The sequence below is a fragment of the Exiguobacterium sp. RM11 genome (genome assembly GCF_059821525.1).
Window position 1 is genome coordinate 2,320,263 of sequence record NZ_CM187558.1, and the last position, 17,124, is coordinate 2,337,386.

18 protein-coding genes and 1 riboswitch are annotated in these 17,124 nt (G+C 49.4%); of the genes, 5 read left to right on the forward strand and 13 right to left on the reverse strand.

Annotated elements, in window-relative coordinates; genetic code table 11:
* Window positions 1-40 precede the first annotated feature (40 nt).
* The 7 genes from dapD to AC5LIL_RS12145 all read right to left on the reverse strand — a co-directional run bounded on the left by dapD (window position 41) and on the right by AC5LIL_RS12145 (window position 6,528).
* The gene (gene dapD, locus AC5LIL_RS12115) at window positions 41-748 is read right to left on the reverse strand and encodes a 2,3,4,5-tetrahydropyridine-2,6-dicarboxylate N-acetyltransferase (RefSeq protein WP_499824228.1); all 708 of its coding nucleotides are present in this window, start codon (window positions 746-748) and stop codon (window positions 41-43) included.
* Window positions 726-1,475: a 4-hydroxy-tetrahydrodipicolinate reductase gene (gene dapB, locus AC5LIL_RS12120; RefSeq protein WP_214785755.1), complete on the reverse strand. Its 750-nt coding sequence runs from the start codon at window positions 1,473-1,475 to the stop codon at window positions 726-728. Before dapB ends, dapD begins: the two co-directional genes overlap by 23 nt.
* A complete protein-coding gene (dapA, locus tag AC5LIL_RS12125) occupies window positions 1,472-2,353 on the reverse strand; it encodes a 4-hydroxy-tetrahydrodipicolinate synthase (protein ID WP_214785756.1) in 882 nt (293 codons plus the stop codon). Before dapA ends, dapB begins: the two co-directional genes overlap by 4 nt.
* Before the next feature lie 12 nt (window positions 2,354-2,365).
* Entirely contained in the window at window positions 2,366-3,361 is a 996-nt protein-coding gene (locus tag AC5LIL_RS12130; protein WP_214785757.1) for an aspartate-semialdehyde dehydrogenase, read from the reverse strand.
* A gap of 12 nt (window positions 3,362-3,373) precedes the next feature.
* Window positions 3,374-4,573 carry an aspartate kinase gene (locus tag AC5LIL_RS12135; protein WP_371743064.1) on the reverse strand — a complete coding sequence of 400 codons (1,200 nt, stop codon included), beginning with the start codon at window positions 4,571-4,573 and terminating at the stop codon, window positions 3,374-3,376.
* A gap of 114 nt (window positions 4,574-4,687) precedes the next feature.
* A riboswitch (Lysine riboswitch) is annotated at window positions 4,688-4,867 on the reverse strand.
* 78 nt (window positions 4,868-4,945) lie between these two features.
* Entirely contained in the window at window positions 4,946-5,374 is a 429-nt protein-coding gene (locus AC5LIL_RS12140; protein ID WP_427373528.1) for a GNAT family N-acetyltransferase, read from the reverse strand.
* On the reverse strand, window positions 5,368-6,528 hold the full coding sequence (locus AC5LIL_RS12145; RefSeq protein ID WP_499824229.1) for an alanyl-tRNA editing protein: 1,161 nt from the start codon (window positions 6,526-6,528) through the stop codon (window positions 5,368-5,370). Before AC5LIL_RS12145 ends, AC5LIL_RS12140 begins: the two co-directional genes overlap by 7 nt.
* A 96-nt stretch (window positions 6,529-6,624) precedes the next feature.
* Here AC5LIL_RS12145 and AC5LIL_RS12150 point away from each other — a divergent pair, with 96 nt between their 5' ends.
* Window positions 6,625-7,353: a GntR family transcriptional regulator gene (locus tag AC5LIL_RS12150; RefSeq protein WP_074032977.1), complete on the forward strand. Its 729-nt coding sequence runs from the start codon at window positions 6,625-6,627 to the stop codon at window positions 7,351-7,353.
* Window positions 7,354-7,571: 218 nt separating this feature from the next.
* On the opposite strand, the gene AC5LIL_RS12155 is transcribed toward AC5LIL_RS12150, so the two are convergent.
* The 4 genes from AC5LIL_RS12155 to AC5LIL_RS12170 form a co-directional block, all read right to left on the reverse strand.
* Entirely contained in the window at window positions 7,572-8,675 is a 1,104-nt protein-coding gene (locus AC5LIL_RS12155) for an LCP family protein (protein ID WP_499824230.1), read from the reverse strand.
* A 150-nt stretch (window positions 8,676-8,825) separates the two neighbouring features.
* On the reverse strand, window positions 8,826-9,590 hold the full coding sequence (gene nagB, locus AC5LIL_RS12160; RefSeq protein ID WP_214747440.1) for a glucosamine-6-phosphate deaminase: 765 nt from the start codon (window positions 9,588-9,590) through the stop codon (window positions 8,826-8,828).
* Window positions 9,590-10,735 carry an N-acetylglucosamine-6-phosphate deacetylase gene (nagA, locus tag AC5LIL_RS12165; protein ID WP_499824231.1) on the reverse strand — a complete coding sequence of 382 codons (1,146 nt, stop codon included), beginning with the start codon at window positions 10,733-10,735 and terminating at the stop codon, window positions 9,590-9,592. The genes nagB and nagA overlap by 1 nt, the downstream gene beginning before the upstream one ends.
* A 117-nt stretch (window positions 10,736-10,852) precedes the next feature.
* Complete coding sequence (locus AC5LIL_RS12170; protein ID WP_214696765.1) at window positions 10,853-12,214, reverse strand: MATE family efflux transporter; 1,362 nt, start codon at window positions 12,212-12,214, stop codon at window positions 10,853-10,855.
* A gap of 39 nt (window positions 12,215-12,253) precedes the next feature.
* Between AC5LIL_RS12170 and AC5LIL_RS12175 the strand changes: the two genes are divergently transcribed.
* Window positions 12,254-13,027 (forward strand): CHAD domain-containing protein, encoded by a 774-nt coding sequence (locus tag AC5LIL_RS12175; protein WP_427373523.1) that lies wholly within the window; start codon window positions 12,254-12,256, stop codon window positions 13,025-13,027.
* Here the strand turns inward: AC5LIL_RS12175 and glsA are convergent.
* On the reverse strand, window positions 13,024-13,965 hold the full coding sequence (gene glsA, locus AC5LIL_RS12180; RefSeq protein WP_074032972.1) for a glutaminase A: 942 nt from the start codon (window positions 13,963-13,965) through the stop codon (window positions 13,024-13,026). The genes AC5LIL_RS12175 and glsA overlap by 4 nt on opposite strands.
* Window positions 13,966-14,013: 48 nt before the next feature.
* The gene (locus AC5LIL_RS12185) at window positions 14,014-14,175 is read right to left on the reverse strand and encodes a hypothetical protein (protein WP_214761720.1); all 162 of its coding nucleotides are present in this window, start codon (window positions 14,173-14,175) and stop codon (window positions 14,014-14,016) included.
* A gap of 118 nt (window positions 14,176-14,293) precedes the next feature.
* Between AC5LIL_RS12185 and hemG the strand changes: the two genes are divergently transcribed.
* The 3 genes from hemG to AC5LIL_RS12200 all read left to right on the forward strand — a co-directional run bounded on the left by hemG (window position 14,294) and on the right by AC5LIL_RS12200 (window position 17,112).
* Window positions 14,294-15,658 (forward strand): protoporphyrinogen oxidase, encoded by a 1,365-nt coding sequence (hemG, locus tag AC5LIL_RS12190; protein WP_499824232.1) that lies wholly within the window; start codon window positions 14,294-14,296, stop codon window positions 15,656-15,658.
* A complete protein-coding gene (locus AC5LIL_RS12195; RefSeq protein WP_499824233.1) occupies window positions 15,655-16,737 on the forward strand; it encodes a TIGR04053 family radical SAM/SPASM domain-containing protein in 1,083 nt (360 codons plus the stop codon). Before hemG ends, AC5LIL_RS12195 begins: the two co-directional genes overlap by 4 nt.
* Before the next feature lie 72 nt (window positions 16,738-16,809).
* Window positions 16,810-17,112, forward strand: coding sequence for a hypothetical protein (locus AC5LIL_RS12200; RefSeq protein ID WP_499824234.1), 303 nt, complete (start codon window positions 16,810-16,812; stop codon window positions 17,110-17,112).
* Window positions 17,113-17,124 lie beyond the last annotated feature (12 nt).

Consider the following 17,124-nt stretch of genomic DNA (forward strand, 5'->3'; position numbering starts at 1 on the left):
CTCCCATTCCTCATTGTTTATATTTTCTGTCTATTATACGTTAGAGAGAGCGTAAGTCATCAACAAGTTGCGTTTTTTCAGAAGTTTTTTCATCTTTCTGCTTGATGACTCGTGCCGGTGTACCCGCGACGACCACACCCGGAGGCACATCTTGCGTGACGACACTGCCAGCTGCGACTACCGCATTTTCCCCGACGCGCACCCCTTCCAAGATGACAGCATTCGCACCGATCATGACACCATCTTCAATGATGACTGGATCTTTTGAAGGTGGCTCAAGGACACCGGCGACCACTGCTCCTGCTCCGAGGTGAACGTTTTTCCCGAGCGTCCCGCGCGCTCCGATAACAGCGTTCATATCGACCATCGAACCGTCTCCGATGACTGCTCCGATGTTGACGACAGCACCCATCATGACAACAGCGTTGTTTCCGATTTGAACGTGGTCACGGATGAACGAACCTGGTTCAATTCGTGCGTTGAGTTGTGTCGTATCGAGCATTGGAACGGCACTGTTGCGACGATCATATTCAAGGTGTGAATCGGTGATGACAGACGCGTTCGCTTCTAAGAAAGTCGCCGCGCGCTCCGCCGTCGTCAAGAACAGTTTCGACTCGTCCGTACCGAATGCTTTCGCTTCTTCGATTTCAAGACCTGCCAATTGGCCATTGACGTAAAGTTTTACCGGTGTTTCCTTTTTAGCATCTTTAATATATTGTGCGATTTCATAAGCGTTTGTGAGTAACATGAGTAGCCTCCTCGTATAAGTTCGATAGATTATAAAGTCCTGCTGGGCGATCGATGATCGTTGCTGCTGCAGCGAGTGCCCCGTTTGCAAACACGCGTTTGGATAACGCGGTATGTTTCAATTCAATCATTTCATCATCTCCAGCGAAAAGCACCGTATGCTCCCCGAAGATTGTGCCCCCACGAATCGAGTGCATCCCTAACTCTTCGGCGCCACGCGCTTCCCGGCGTGATGTTCGTTCGTAAATCGGTGTCACCTCTCGCTTCGCTTCGATGGCGCGGGCCAACAGCTCCGCAGTGCCACTTGGTGCGTCCACTTTCTTTCGGTGGTGCGCCTCGATGACCTCGATATCATAGCCGAGCGTGAGCGGAACGAGTTGATCGAGTAACTGCTTCAACAGAGCAATCCCATACGATGTGTTATACGACTGAAAAATCGGGATGTCTGATGATGCTTCTTCAATCGCTGCAAGTTCCTCAGGTGTGAATCCTGTCGTCGCGATGACGAGCGGAATGTTGCGTGACCGTCCGAATGCAAGCAAGTCAGGAAGTAATGCCGGATTTGAAAAATCAATGACGACGTCGATATGAGCATCTACCTCGTCTAATGATGCCAGATGCTCGTCACTTCCCGGTGATACGATTGCCGAGACGTTCACGCCTTGCGCGTTGGCGACTTCTTCAACGATTCGTCCCATCGCACCAAACCCGTGGATGAGTACATTCATTGTCTCACCTCGTTAAACTGCTCCATCGCCGATAGCAATTTCGCTTCAGCTGTCGCGCTCATCGGGACGAGCGGAAGGCGTGGCGCACCAAACTCAAACCCTCTCGCTTGAAGTGCAGCCTTCACAGGAATCGGATTCACTTCTGCGAAAAGTTCGTCAATCACGGGGAGCAGGCGTAATTGCCATGTGCGCGCCGTCTGAAGATCACCTGCTAAAAGTGCTTCTGCCAAGGCGACGGTCGCACCCGGGTAAACGTTTGATAACACTGAAACGACCCCTTGAGCGCCCCAAGCCATATATGGCAAGATTTGATCGTCATTTCCGCAATAAACGGTGAATCCTTCCGGAAGGTGAGCCATCATCTGTGCCATGACCGAAATATCTCCACTCGCTTCTTTCAAGGCCGTGATACGCGGATGTTCTGCGAGCTCCCCGACCGTTTCAGGCGCCAACGCGACGCCAGTCCGTGACGGGACGTTGTAGAGCATGAGCGGAATCGGTGACGCATCCGCAATCGCTGTAAAGTGAGCAAGGAGCCCAGCTTGTGTCGACTTGTTATAGTACGGGGTAACGACCATCGCCATTTCCGCTCCAAGTTCTGCGGCGCGCTTCGTTTTTTCGATACTGACAGCCGTGTTGTTTGATCCCGTTCCCGCGATGATGACCGCTCGACCGTTAGCGACCTCTACTGCTCGAACGAGCAAAGTCTCGAATTCCTCATTCGTCAGTGTCATCCCTTCACCGGTCGTTCCGCCGATGACGAGTCCACTGACTCCCTCTTGAATTTGGTCTTCAATCAACGCCGTCCATGCCTCTATGTTTAACTGCCCATCTTCTTGAAACGGTGTCGCTAGTGCTGTTGCCACTCCTGTGAACATGTCATCTCCTCCTTATTTTGTCGCTGTTTGACTGATCATGCATTGTGCGATTTGTACCGCATTTGCCGCTGCCCCTTTTCGAACATTATCCGCAACACACCACAAATGGAATGTATTCGGCTGTGAGTCATCCCGGCGGATCCGACCGACATACACCTCATCGGTTCCGTTTGCATCGAGTGGTGTCGGATACGAAAGTTCGGCCGGGTTGTCCATAACCACGACACCAGGTGCATCCGCGAGTACAGCTTTGACTTCTGCTACTGTCGCATCTCGTTCGAGCGTCACCGTGATGGATACCGCATGGCTGTTTCGTACTGGGACTCGGACACAAGTGGCCGTTACACCAAGGTTCGGCGCATTCAAAATTTTACGCGTCTCTTCTATCATTTTTTGTTCTTCTTTCGTGTAACCATTTTCTAAAAACACGTCGATGTGCGGCAACACGTTATCATAAATCGGATACGGATAATTCGTCGGATCCTCACCACGAGCACCGCGCTCGAGGTCATCAATCCCTTTTTGACCCGAACCGGATACGGCTTGATAAGACGTATAGGCGACTCGCGTCAATCCATATACTTCCGATAGTGGCGCGAGCGCGACGACTGATTGAATCGTTGAACAGTTCGGGTTCGCAATGAGTGTCTTCTCCGGGCTGAGTTCGACTCGATTCACTTCCGGTACGATGAGCGGAATTCCTTCTTGCATTCGGAATGCGCTTGAGTTGTCGATGACGATAACCCCTTGTTCGCTTAAGCGTGGCGCATACTGTTCGCTGATACTCCCACCGGCAGAGAACAAGGCGATATCGATTGGATCGGCATAGATCGAATCGTTCAACTCACGAATCACGACCGATTGTCCGTTCACTTCGACCGTCTTTCCTGCCGAACGGGCTGAAGCGTATAGTCTCAGTTCACTGATTGGAAATTCGTATTCGGTTAAAACCTCAATCATTTTTTGTCCGACGGCGCCCGTTGCGCCGACGACAGCTACGTTATACATCGTGCTACCCCCTTATAAGTTGAAGCGAGCCGCAATGGCTGCGACTGCCGCTTCCACATCTTGTTCTTGAATCGTGTAGGAAATGCTAATCTCAGATGTCGTGACTTGGTAGAACGGAATCCCCATCTCGCGGAATGTCGCGAAGAGTTCTGATGCGACGCCGGTCGCGTCTCGCATGCCAATTCCGACGACCGAAATTTTTGCGTGTTCCGTATGACGATCGATTTTGATTTGTGGCAAGGTCGCTGTTAATTCTGCGAGTGCCTCTTCTAAGAACGCCTCTTCGTCGAGTGGACATGTGAACGAAAGGAACACTTCGCCATCGAACGCCGTCTGTGAAATCATATCGATATTGACGTGACGTTCAGACAATCGTTCAAAGATGTCCGCGACTCCGGCTGCCGTGTGCGGGATGTGTTTAATCGAGACACTGAGTACGTTTTTGACGACACTCACACTCGTGACTGCTTTCTGTTCCATTGCTTGCGTCGTATCCATGATCCATGTTCCTCCTTCGCTCGAGAGCGTCTTTCCAACAAAAATATTCACGTCATACTTTTTCGCGAGCTCGACGCTTCGCATTTCCATGACTTTAGAGCCGAGTGCACTCATCTCCATCATTTCATCATAAGAGACCGTGTCGAGGCGCTTCGCCGTCGGATGAATCCGCGGGTCCGTCGTATACACCCCAGCCACATCCGTATAAATTTCACAACGTTGACTGAGGACGGCCGCAAGTGCGACTGCTGTCGTATCCGAACCGCCACGCCCGAGTGTCGTAACGTCTCCCGCTTCATTCACACCTTGGAAACCAGCGACAATCAAGACGTCATATTGACGCAACTTCTCATGCAATACTTCTTTACGAATCGCTTTGATTTTGCTCTTCGTATGGATGCCCATCGTATCAATTCCGGCTTGTTGTCCGGTGAGTGAAATGGCAGGTACGCCTCGCGAGTTCAAGGCGATACTGAGTAGACTAATCGTCTGTTCTTCCCCGACGGCGAGTAGCCGATCGAGTTCACGAATCATCGGGCGCTCCGTGATTTGTTTAGCGAGCGACAGGAGCGAGTCCGTCGTCTTGCCCATTGCTGATACGACGACGACCAATTTTTCACCGGTCGCCACACGTGTTTGTAAATAGTCTGAAATGGCTTGTATTTGTTCGATTGTGGCAACAGAGCTGCCTCCAAATTTCAGTACGGTTGTCATCAAGTTCCCCACTTTCAAGATGTCCACCAACAGAAAAAGCGGCAGACCGGTAGGAAGCACTCTCCCTACGGCCTGCCGCTTGTACGCGCAGTTGAAAAACGATTAAAGAATCGTTCCGTAGATAGCGCTCCATGGTAGTTGACCATGGCAGTGTAGGCGTTATTCACGACTACCCCAGCCTTCGTTCACACGCACGTGAACGTCGACTTCGGCGAATTTCCCCTTTCGGCTCGGTCCGGAGTGCGTCCGTTTCAACCAAGCTTACTCATGTCATTCGCAACCTCTATCTGTCAGTTGTTAGTATTAGTTATAACAAAACGAAATCTTCTTGCCAACCTTTTTTTAGAAAAATGGGATATTTCAAAAAAAGAGTTACCACGTTTTCCGCATCATACGGTGTGGGATATTGGCATCTAAAAATTCATCTCCGAACGCCTCGTACCCGAGTTTTTCATAGAACGGAAGCGCCGTTAACTGTGCACCTAGGCGCAGTTCACTTAATCCTTGCTGTTTTGCGACACGTTCGACTTCGTCCATGATCTCTTTTCCATATCCATGACCTCGGGCCGTCTGAATCGTCGCCACCCGCTCCACTTTCCCGACAGTCGAGTCTACCGGGCGAAGACGTGCTGTCGTCACCGGTTGCGCATCAAGGAGACCGACCACGTGCGTACAAACATCATCTAAATCATCGTATTCGAGACTCGCATCGATTCCTTGTTCCTGAACGAATACGATTTCCCGTACTTGCTTGGCCTGCTCGATTAACTCAGCTTCTTTTCCCGATTGAATCGTCAACATGGTAAGACCCCCTCTTGTAATCGTCTCACGATTTCTTCCATCCCTTGTTCAAGTTCCATGACCGAAGTGAATCGTGCTTGTGCCTGCTTATGATTTCCACCACCGCGACCAATCTTCATTTCTTGAAGGGCCGCACGAAGAAATGTTCCGACCGCGATGTCATGAGTCCCATCATGCATGACAAATAATTTTTGCGTACTGTAGTTGGCTCCGACCGCGATTCGTCCGGTCGCTGCGATTCGTTCAACAATTGCGGTCGTCAACGTTTCGGCTTCCGTTCGTCCCACATGTAATGCTACATAGTTGTCTTCTTGTAAGACTGCCTTCACTTTCGCTTTCGCAATCCGTTCTTCGAGCGTCTTGATTTCTTTTTCACGTTCAAGACGAATCGTGTGTTCTTCAATCACACGCGCCGCCACCGATTCATTCGTCGTCGAGAACGTGTGGTGGATTGTCCGTAACGCTTCTCGTGCTCGTTGTGTCGCTTTCAACGCCCGATTACCGGCCACATACGTCAAGCGGATGTTTCCTCTTACTTTTTTGAGCGTCGTCACGTGAATCGTACCAAGTTGCCCTGTCGTTTCCACGTGAGTCCCACCGCACGCGTTATAATCAAGCCCTTCGATTTCGACGATTCGAATCATCCCTGTTCGATCGGTCGCTTTCCGTAAGCGCGTCCGGTCCACTTTTTCTTCTGCGATTTCATACACATGAATCGGATAATTCTCGAAGATGAGTTGCTGCATCTCTTGCTCAAGTGCTTCAACTTGAGCCCAGTCCATCCCTGCCGTCTCAATCTCAATGGACGAATCTTCTTCCCCAATTCCAAAACTGAGCGTACGAATGCCATGACAATCTTCTAAAATCGCCGTTAACAAGTGTTGGGCAGTATGCTGGATGGAATGGTCTCGTCTCACATGTTCATTGATTCGAGCCACTACTGGTGTTCCGGTAGGTAATGCTGCTGACAACAGATGCCACACTTCACCTTCCTTGAGTTGCACGTCTAATACGTCGTGCGAATCAATCCATCCCCGGTCTGCCGGTTGCCCCCCACCTTCCGCATAAAAAGGACTATGCTCGAGTGTATGCCAATGACCTTTTCCATCCTCACTTACTGAGGTCACGATTGTATTGACTGTATGTTGATTCATCTTGTCCTCCACCTTCTCTCTATAAATCTGTTCAGACAACTAGTCTAATTTCGTCTATAATGAAACATACATCTTCTCAGTCAGGAGCGAAATGATATGTTAGAAATCGATAAACAATCTCCGTTACCTATTTATTATCAAATTGAAGCGTACTTAAAGCAACAAATTGATGACGGATTGTTAAAGCCAGGAGACACGCTACCTTCAGAACGTGAATTCTCCGAACAGTTTCATGTCAGTCGCATGACGATTCGTCAAGCCATCATGAACCTCGTCAACGCCGGTTATTTGAGCCGTCAAAAAGGACGAGGGACATTCGTCGCGAGTCAAAAGATTGCCATGACGTTGTCCGGACTGACGAGTTTTTCTGAAGAAATCAAACATCGTGGCATGCGACCACTCAGTCGTCTTTTGTCCTATGAGGTCATCCCGGCAACGGATCGAATCGCCCAACAACTGAGCATCCCGAATCAAACACCCGTATATGAAATGAAGCGGCTCCGACTCGCAGACGACCATCCGCTCGCGCTCGAGACTGCCTACATTCCTGTCCGTTTATTGCCTGACCTGACGAAAGAAGACGCAACCGGTTCCATTTATGCGTACGCCGAACAGCACGGTTTACGTTTGAAAAATGCAACACAGACACTTGAAGCCCGTAGCGCCGGCCCCGAGGAAGCGAAACTGCTGACCATCTCTCCAAACGCACCGGTATTGCTGATTGATCAACGTACTTATCTCGAGAACGGTGACATGTTTGAATATAGTCGCTCGCTCTTTCGTGGAGACTCGTACTCCTTGACCGTCGCGATGGATCGCATATAACGCACGAAACAGAAATATGACTTGACCATGACACTGATGTGGAGGATGTAGATCGCTGTCCTTACTGTGAGACCAAATTTTTGAGTGGGAACATCATTGACTAAATCAATTTTCAAGCAATCCCACACAAAAAAGCAATCTGACCTGAAATACATTGCCACATAAAAAACGCTCAGAAAATGAATTCTGAGCGTTTTGCATTTTTCGTAAGTGAAACTTTATTGCGCTTCGTACGTGACCCCACTCGGATCTAACGTGTAAGACTCTAATTCCGTATCCGTCATCGGTTCCACAGGATTGCCTGCGTCCGCCTGTTGCACACGGTAGCGTACTTCTTCAAGAAGCGGTTCATTTAAGAAATAGTAGAAGTGGCCGTCATCTGCACGGGCGCCTTCACCTGTCAATTGATATTGCACCGTATTGTGTAGCGCGCCGACGTCTTCAATCAAACGCATATAGTCATTCGGTCCAAGCGTCGTCTGCATGTTATCGTCCACGGCTTTCAAGACCTTATCATAGTTATTGATGAGTGACGTACCAAGTGACTGTTCGAGCACGGCATTGATGACTTCCATCTGGCGTTGTCCACGCCCGATGTCTCCACGTGGGTCGTCATATCGGTTACGGACATAGGCGAGTGCCTCTTCACCAGAAAGTTTCTGAAGTCCCTCTTCGATTTGTACGGTCTCACGTGAGGCGTCATAGCTGTTTTGTTGTGATGAGAATGGAACGTCGATTTCAACACCACCGACTGCATCGATGAAATCCACAAATCCTTGGAAGTTGAGCGAGACGACATGGTCGATTTCAACACCGACCAAATCCTCAATCGTGTTTGTTGCCATACGCATCCCGTTGTTCGGGTTCGATTCATCCATCGAACCGAAGTAGTAGGCATGTGTAATCTTATCTTGATCAAGACCCGTCTTTCCATAAGGGATATTGTATCCTGTGTAATCGATATTGACGTACGAGTCACGCGGGATACTGAGCATCGTCGTCTGCTTTTCTTTCTTGTTCAAAATGACGACGATCATGACATCCGAGCGTCCATACTCTCCACGTGCTTTCTTTTGTGGAGAAAGGTCTGTACCTAAAATCAAAAATGACTCCGTATCTTCTTTGTCAAAGCGAGTCGGTTCAACCGTCGGGTCGTCCTCTAGCGTGACTTGAGTGCCGGACAACATGTTGTGGGCTTTATAAAATGCGGTACCGTAAATGCTAGACCCAGCAATAATCGCAATCAGCACAAGGGCACTAAAGACTTTATAAAACGCAGACGGACCTTTGCGCTGTCTACGAGTATGTGTTCTAGAATTCATAATGGTCTCCTTCGAGTCAAAGTAATGAGCTTCACTCATTATAGAGGAAAGTGTGAAATTTGTCGAAAACGTTTTGATGACAAATTCATTTCTTTACATTTTCCCACAGTTGAAAACAGAAAAACCCACGGAGATGTCTCCGCAGGTTGATTAAGCCCGGATGGTGAAAAATCGTGTTGCTGCCTCTTGTCCTCGTGCTTGAAGGGCTTCCGCACAGCGCGATGCTGCCGCTTCGTCGAGTACAACCGTCACACCTGGATGCGCTTGAAGGATCGTCGCCGGCCAGTCGACCGTCGGTACACTTTCAATCATATGTTGTACGGCCTCTGCTTTTCGCTCGCCCGTCGCCACCAGGACAATCTCACGCGCATTCATGATTGTATCGAGTCCCATTGTGATCGCATGCGTCGGCACGTCTTCCAATCGGTCAAAAAAGCGACGGTTTGCCTCTCGTGTGGATTCGGTGAGTTCGGTCACATGTGTCTTCGCATCAAGCGCCGTGCCCGGTTCATTAAATGCGATGTGACCATTTTCCCCGATACCAAGAAGTTGTAAGTCGACACCAAGCTTCCGAACGAGTCCTTCGTAGCGAGCCGCCTCCGCTTCAGGGTCTGGCGCATCGCCTTGAGGGAGATGGCTTTGTTTGAACGGCACTTCGTCAAACAAGCGATCTTTCATAAAGCGGTTGTAGCTTTGTGGATGCTCTGGTGATAGACCGATGTATTCATCTAAATTGACGCTCGTCACATGGCTACAATCGAGCGCGTCTTGTTTAAACATTTGATACATCCCGACCGGCGTGCTGCCTGTCGCGAGACCGAGTACGAAGTCATGCTTCCCTGAAATCCGTTCTTTAATGAGCGAATAGGCGATACGTTCCGCGTCATTCGCTGTCTTTGCGACTAATACGTTCATCATTGTTCCTCCCGTTCATATGCAATGTTTCCTTTGACGATTGTCATTTGAACATGTGCACTGTCATCCCAAACGACAAGGTCCGCATCAAACCCCGATTTGATGTCTCCTTTTGTCGTCAATCCGAATTCTTTTGCCGCATTCGTCGAAGTCATCTTGACCGCTTCTTCCAGCGTACATCCCGTATACGCTTGAATATTTCGGAACGCCGCATCCATCGTCAAGACACTCCCAGCGAGATTTCCTGCTTCAAGACGGGCAGCGCCTCCTTCTACGCTGACGGGTTGACCCCCAAGTTCATACTGTCCGTCAGGCAGACCTTTCGCCCGCATCGCATCCGTGATGACGACGAGTTCATCCGCTCCTTTTAAGCGGTAAGCAAAATCGACCATCTCCGGACTACTGTGAATCCCATCTGGAATGATTTCGGCCATGACCCCTTTCTCTAAGAGACAATATCCGACCGTTCCCGGTTCCCGATGATGCAAGCCACGCATTTGGTTATATAAGTGTGTTCCATGTTTGACGCCCGCCTGCTTATTCTCTTCAAACGTCGCATTCGTGTGTCCCGCAGAACCGATCGCACCCGATTCACGAAGGGCTGCTTCAAATGCTCGGGCTCCTGGTCGTTCCGGTGCATACGTGACGAGTCGGATATGACCACCGGCAAGCTGTTGCCATTTTCGAAATTGTTCCGCATCCGGGTCAATGATATGTTCTGCTGGTTGTGCACCCGCCATCTCCACATTGACGAATGGTCCTTCCAAATGAATCCCGACGATGGTCGTATCCTCTGATTCAATGACATTCCGAACTGCTGTCAACGCCCGTTCAATCGCTTCTTTCGACTGGGTAATCGTGGTCGCAAAGAATGACGTGACGCCCTCTTGAAGCATGTCTTCACTTAATTGACGAAGCCGTGACTCGTCCGCGTCCATCGTGTCGACTTCATATCCCCCGTGTATATGAACATCGATGAGGCCAGGCGTGACGAGCGCACCCGATACATCGATGACGCTCTCGTCTCGTTGCTTAAATTGTTCCATCGATCCGATTTCTTCAATCGATTGACCATTCCACTTGATATATCCTCGCTCCCACGTTTGTTCCGCTGACACGATATGAGCATTGATCAATGTCCCCATCGCTTCACCACTCCTTTTTGTTTTCCTCTATGTTATCATATCCGATAAAAGTATAGTTGTATAGACCAATTTCTTTATAAATAAAAAGATTGTTCACAATTGTGAACAACCTTTGTATCATGACGTCGACTGAAGCGTACCGAAGCGACGGACAATCCACACTAATCGGAGGAATAATAAGACCGCTCCGGCAGCCAGTCCAGCAATCAATCCAATCCAGTAGCCATCCGGTCCAAATCCAGCATGCTCCGCCAACACATAACCGAGTGGTAAGCCGATGACCCAATAGGCGACGAGAGAGAGGACCAACGTAATGTTGACGTCTTTGAACCCTCGTAAAATTCCTTGAATCGGTGCGGCGACAGCATCTGATAACTGGAAGAACACGGCGAAAATCATGAAGTGTGCCGCAAGGTCCACGACTGTCGGGTCATTCGTATAAATGGCTGCGACCCGTTCATTTTGCCAAAACAAGAAAGCACCCGAGAAGATGGAGACACCTAGACAAAGCGAAATCCCAATCTTCGCATATCGAACGGCGTCCTGTAGTCGTTTCGCACCAAGTTCATACCCGACGACAATCGTCAACGCGCTCGATGCCGACAACGGGAGCATGTACACAAACGACGCAAAGTTAATGGCCGCTTGGTGTGCCGCGACGATTTGGTCACCGTATGAGCTGAGCAGTAGTGTGACTGCCGCAAAGATGCTGACCTCGGCGAAGATTGCTAGCCCGATTGGTGTCCCGAGTTGTAACAACTCTTTTTGTCTGAGCCAGACGATTCGCTCCGATGTCCGTAAGAACTTGTACTCGCGGAACGGTTTTCCGTTTCGGACGAAGAAGAATGCCATGAAAAAGAGCAACCAATAGGTGATGCTCGAGGCGATTCCTGCTCCGACGCCACCGTACGCCGGAATCCCGAGTTTTCCAAAGATGAAGATGTAATTTAAACCGACATTAATGGGTAACCCTAATAGTATGAGGATCATCGAGACCCTCGTCTTGCCAAGCGCATCCATGAGCGTGCGAAGCACGTTGAACAAGAACATCGGTAAGACACCGAAACCAAGCGCAAGTAAGTATTGGGTCGCGATTCGCTTCCCTTCCGTACTAAGCCCCATCCCTTCGATTGCGAGTGGCACGAGGAAAGATCCTAATGTCAGCGTGATAACACTGAGCATGATGGCTAAGTAAATGCCTTGAAATAACGTGCGTTGAATTTGTTGACGGTCCCGCGCGCCGAGCGCTTGCGACACAATCGGGGCAACTGCCAACAAGATTCCGCTAAGCCCGGTGTAAACGGGCATCCAAAGACTCGAACCGACACCGACACCGGCCAAATCGACGGCGCCTGCGCGTCCGGACATGACGGTATCAAAAAAGCTAATCAAATAAAAAGACACTTGCGTGACTAGGATTGGAAAGAAAATCGTAAAGAACAGTTTGATTTTTTCGTTCAATGAATGTGTTTGGTACATGGACAACCCTCATCTCTTTTTCAGAAAGGAAACAATATCATGAATCAACGGCATGCAGAAAAACTTAAATTTGAGCTATTAGAAACGTGGAATACATTCAACCACTACGTGACCGAGGCCCTCTCGTTCAACAATTCCGAGGACATTCATCGCGCCCGCGTTCATTTACGAAAGCTGATCACGTTCATGCAGATTTTTGAGACAAAGCCGGCGACGTTCCGGCAACTCAAACAATTGATGGAGGCACTCGGTCATGTGCGTGACCTCGATGTCCTCATCGAACAGTTTGATGTAAAAACTGAGCTTGATGAAGCATTTCTACAAACAATGGAAAAGCAACGGGCCATCGAACGAACCATTCTCTCGACACGAGTCAGTGAAAAGATGACCCCCTCACTCGACCAACAAATTCGTCGTTTCATCGGCGGACCGTTGTTTCGTGCGTTTAAAAAAACGAACGCCTCTCCGATGTTAGAAAAGGCGAAAAGCGAACGCAAACAACGAATTCGCATCTATCATGAACAATCGAGTGGAAAAGAACAAATCGAAGCGCTTCATAAGGTTCGCTTAGCCGTGAAACGTGAGCGATACTTGCATGAATATTTGTTAAACTACGAGTCGGACGCGTCAATCGACACCGTCCGTACGTTAAAAAAGATGCAAACCGAACTCGGTGAGATGAATGACCATGATCAACTGTTGAAGCGTTGGCTGGCCTTCACCCCTCCTACCGACCTGCAATCCCCATATGACAAAAAAGTTGAAGTCTTACAGCAGGAACTTGATGAATCCGTGGAGCACCTATCAATTTAACGCGATGTATACCGTTCAATCAATAGTTCAAGCAACTTCATCCCCGCGATCGAATTCCCTTTTGAATCAAGCGCCGGACCGAAGATGCCAAACCCGACGTTATTCAAATCCAGTTCGTGGTTCCCGACTGCTAAAATCGCACCCGACACCCCACTCTTTCCGGGAAGACCGACACGGACGGCGAACTCGCCTGATGCATCGTACATGCCACATGTCGTCATGATGGCTTTGACGATCCGGACGACACGACGGGGAATTAATTCTTCACCTGTCTCCGGGTCTTCCCCGTTCCCTGCGAAGACACGCCCGATTCGTGCTAAGTCAAAACAATCGATTTCAATGGCACATTGTTTCGTATATACGTCGATAATCTCATCGACGTCTCCTTCTACAATTCCATGATGGCGCATGAAATAGAGGAGTGCGCGATTCAAGTCGGTCGTCTCGTATTCAGAGCGAGCGACTTTTTCATCGTACGTAATCTCCTCTACGGGTCGATTCAACAAGGTCGCTAAAAATTGGCGGAACTGATAAATCTTTAAGTCAGCCGTCTCCCCTAAAATCATACTCGTCACCGCTAACGCTCCTGCATTGATCATCGGATTCAATGGTTTTGACGGGACCGTCTCCTCGAGTTTCGCGATCGAGTTGAACGCATCTCCCGTCGGTTCCATCCCCACTTTTGAAAACACATAGTCTTCCCCAAATTCCATCAATACATAACAAAGCGTCAGCGCCTTCGATACACTTTGAATCGTAAACTTGTGATGAACGTCCCCAGCGTGAATATACGTACCGTCCGGCAAACAAATCGCCACCCCGAGTAAATCGTTTTTCACATGCGCCAGTTCTGGGATGTAGTCTGCCACTTTCCCCTGAGCCGTATACGGACGACACTCATCAATCAAGTGGTTCAACTGTTGTTCGAGTACATTCATTCGATCACCTCATGTTCCATCAAATTTCAACCGGGTCATCTTATCATATTACCCGTCTGGCGGTCCATCTTCTTTATACCACTCTTCATCCGCCCAAATCATCGGTGGACTTTCTTCGTCCCCGACCAATTTTTCCCCATGCCGATTCATCGTCACAATAAAACCAACCACACCTGACACAATGACAGTCGCGACAATGATGAAAGCCATCATTTCATCGTCCCCTTTCGAATTCGTGACAAATTTGTCTAGAACTCCGTGACACTTATCCTATGTCTGCGTCTATATTCTCGGTACCGTTAATACGACAAGAACTTTACAGAAATGGGTGAATCGATTGAATCAAATCGCAATTATCGGAGGTGGCATCGCCGGGCTGGCCGCCGCACATTATGCCAAAGAAGCCGGCGCACACGTCACACTGTTCGAAGCACAGGATCGTCTCGGCGGAAAAATCAAAACCATCTATCGAGATGGATTTACGTTAGAGACCGGGCCGGACGGTTATATGGCGCGTAAGCCGACCTTGACGTCTCTCATTACCGACCTCGGCCTTGAGGACCAACTCGTTCGTTCTAAAACCGGGACCTCTTACATTTACGTACGTCAACAACTGAGACAAATGCCAGCCGGATCGGTCATGGGTATTCCGACCAAGTTTTGGCCGATGGTAAAAACGGATCTCTTTACGTGGAGAGGGAAATTTCGTGCAGGACTCGACCTTGTCATTCCGCGTGTGTATGAAGGAGAGGACATCTCGCTCGACCGCTTCTTTCGGACGAGACTCGGATCAGAAGTCGTTGACACGATGATCGAGCCCCTTCTGTCCGGGATTTATAACGGAACGCTCGACGATATGAGCATCGAGTCTACTTTCCCTCAGTTTATCACGATTGAACAAAAAACTCGCAGTCTGATTCTCGGGATGAAAGCACTCACGCCCCCTTCTCAGGCTGGAGTGAAACCGTCTGAGACCGGAAAGTTTTTATCCATCGATCAAGGACTCGGTGCACTCGTCGAAGCACTTCGTCCTTCCATTGACCGTCTCGTACTGAAGACAATCGTCAAGTCCGTAAGACCGCATGAAATCACATTGGCGGATGGAACGGTCGAGCAGTTTGACGGGATCATTCTTGCGACTTCCCCAAACATGCTCGGGCCGTTACTCGGTTTTCCGGAAGCCGAGCGTTTGTCGACTCGTAAGCGAACGTCCTCCATGACCGTTCTTGCCGCATTCGACGAATCAGAAGTCGAGGCGCTAGACGGGACAGGTTACGTCATCGCCAAGTCTGAAGGTAACGCTTTGACCGCTTGCAGTTGGATGCATAAGAAGTGGCCACATATGGCACCTGAAGGGAAAGCGTTGATTCGGATGTACATCGGTTCTGATTATGTTTCTTCTTTGTTGCACGAAGAGGATGATACGATTGCGACATTCGCCTTACACGAACTCCGCCGTATTCAACAAGTCGGGACACCACTCTTCACGAAAGTCAAACGTCACGTTCAAACGATGCCCCAATATGAGGTCGGACATAAACAAGATGTCCGCGCCTTTGAAGAAGCACTCGCGAAGTGGGACGGAGTCGAGGCGTGTGGCGCCATTCTCCATGGGGTTGGCTTACCAGATTGTGTCGATTCCGCAAAACAAGCAGTCAACAACCTGAAACTCAAACAGGTGGTGACGGTATGAAGCACATCGACTATAACGAGAACCCGTTTATCGTCATTTGGGAAGTGACACGTGCTTGCGCCCTCTCCTGTGTCCATTGCCGGGCCGAGGCACAGTTTCATCGATACGAAAATGAACTCGACACGGAAGAAGGGAAGGCACTCATTCGTGATATTCATGCAATGGACAATCCAATTCTCGTCTTCACAGGTGGAGATCCCCTCATGCGCGAAGATTTGTTTGAATTGACCGCATACGCCTCATCCCTCGGGATGCGTGTCTCGATGACACCCTCTGCCACACCCCGCGTCACCCGTGATGCCGTGAAACGAGCAAAAGCTGCCGGGTTGTCACGTTGGGCGTTTTCCATCGACGGTCCAGATGCACAGACACACGATTACTTTAGAGGAACACGCGGCAGTTTCGACCGTACCATCCGAGGAATCTCCTACTTCCGAGAAGAAGGCATGTCGTTTCAAATCAATACGACGGTGACTGAATATAACGTCGACCGCTTACCCGAGATGGCAAAACTCGTGGAGTCCCTCGGTGTATCGGTCTGGACGCTCTTTTTCCTTGTGCCGACCGGGCGAGGATCCCTGTTACACCCCATCTCTCCCGAGCGACATGAAGAGGTGCTGAAGTGGGCGTTCTCGTTACAAGAGACGGCGCCGTTCATCATCTCGACGACGGAAGCCCAGTTTTATCGACGGGTGGCACGACAAGAAAATCAGCGGCGAAAAGCAGAAGGACTTCCTCCCATCGGACATCCTCATGATGATTTGGCGAAGGCCCCTCGCGGAACGAATGACGGGAACGGATTTGTCTTTGTCTCGCACACAGGTGACGTCCAACCTTCTGGATTTTTACCGATTCTTTGCGGGAACGTCAGAACGACACCACTCGCCGATATTTATCGTCATCATCCGACCTTCAAAGCGTTGCGTGATCCGGATAGTCATCACGGAAAGTGCGGATATTGCGAATATCGCTATCTATGTGGTGGTTCGCGGGCCAGAGCCTATGCGGTTACTGGTGATTATAAGGAGGCAGAACCGTACTGTATCTATCAGCCAGAACGTCCTCTCATTTCACAATAAAGATTCCCATTTATTTCCTCACAGTGTAAGATGAGACTATATGAATCTGATGGTGAGAAGGGAGTCATGTAGGTGCAGTCATTACCAATCGATGGATTGTTTTATATTGGGCTAGGTGCGATTTTTGTCGTTACGACTTTATTGGGATTTGGAATTAAGCGATGGACGAAACAAGGCTTGTTGGGGTTTTATACGCTACTCGCAACGAGTCTTGGCTTATTCTTTTGGTTACTGCTCTGGTTTCAGGAAGCAACCCGCGCCACATTTATGGGAACAATCCCGTGGGTACTCAACTTATTTTTCGGAACGGTGCTCTATCTCACTTTTATAGGTGTCAGTTTTCTGCTTTTGCGACGAAAACATCAACGTACATAAAAGAGGAATCCG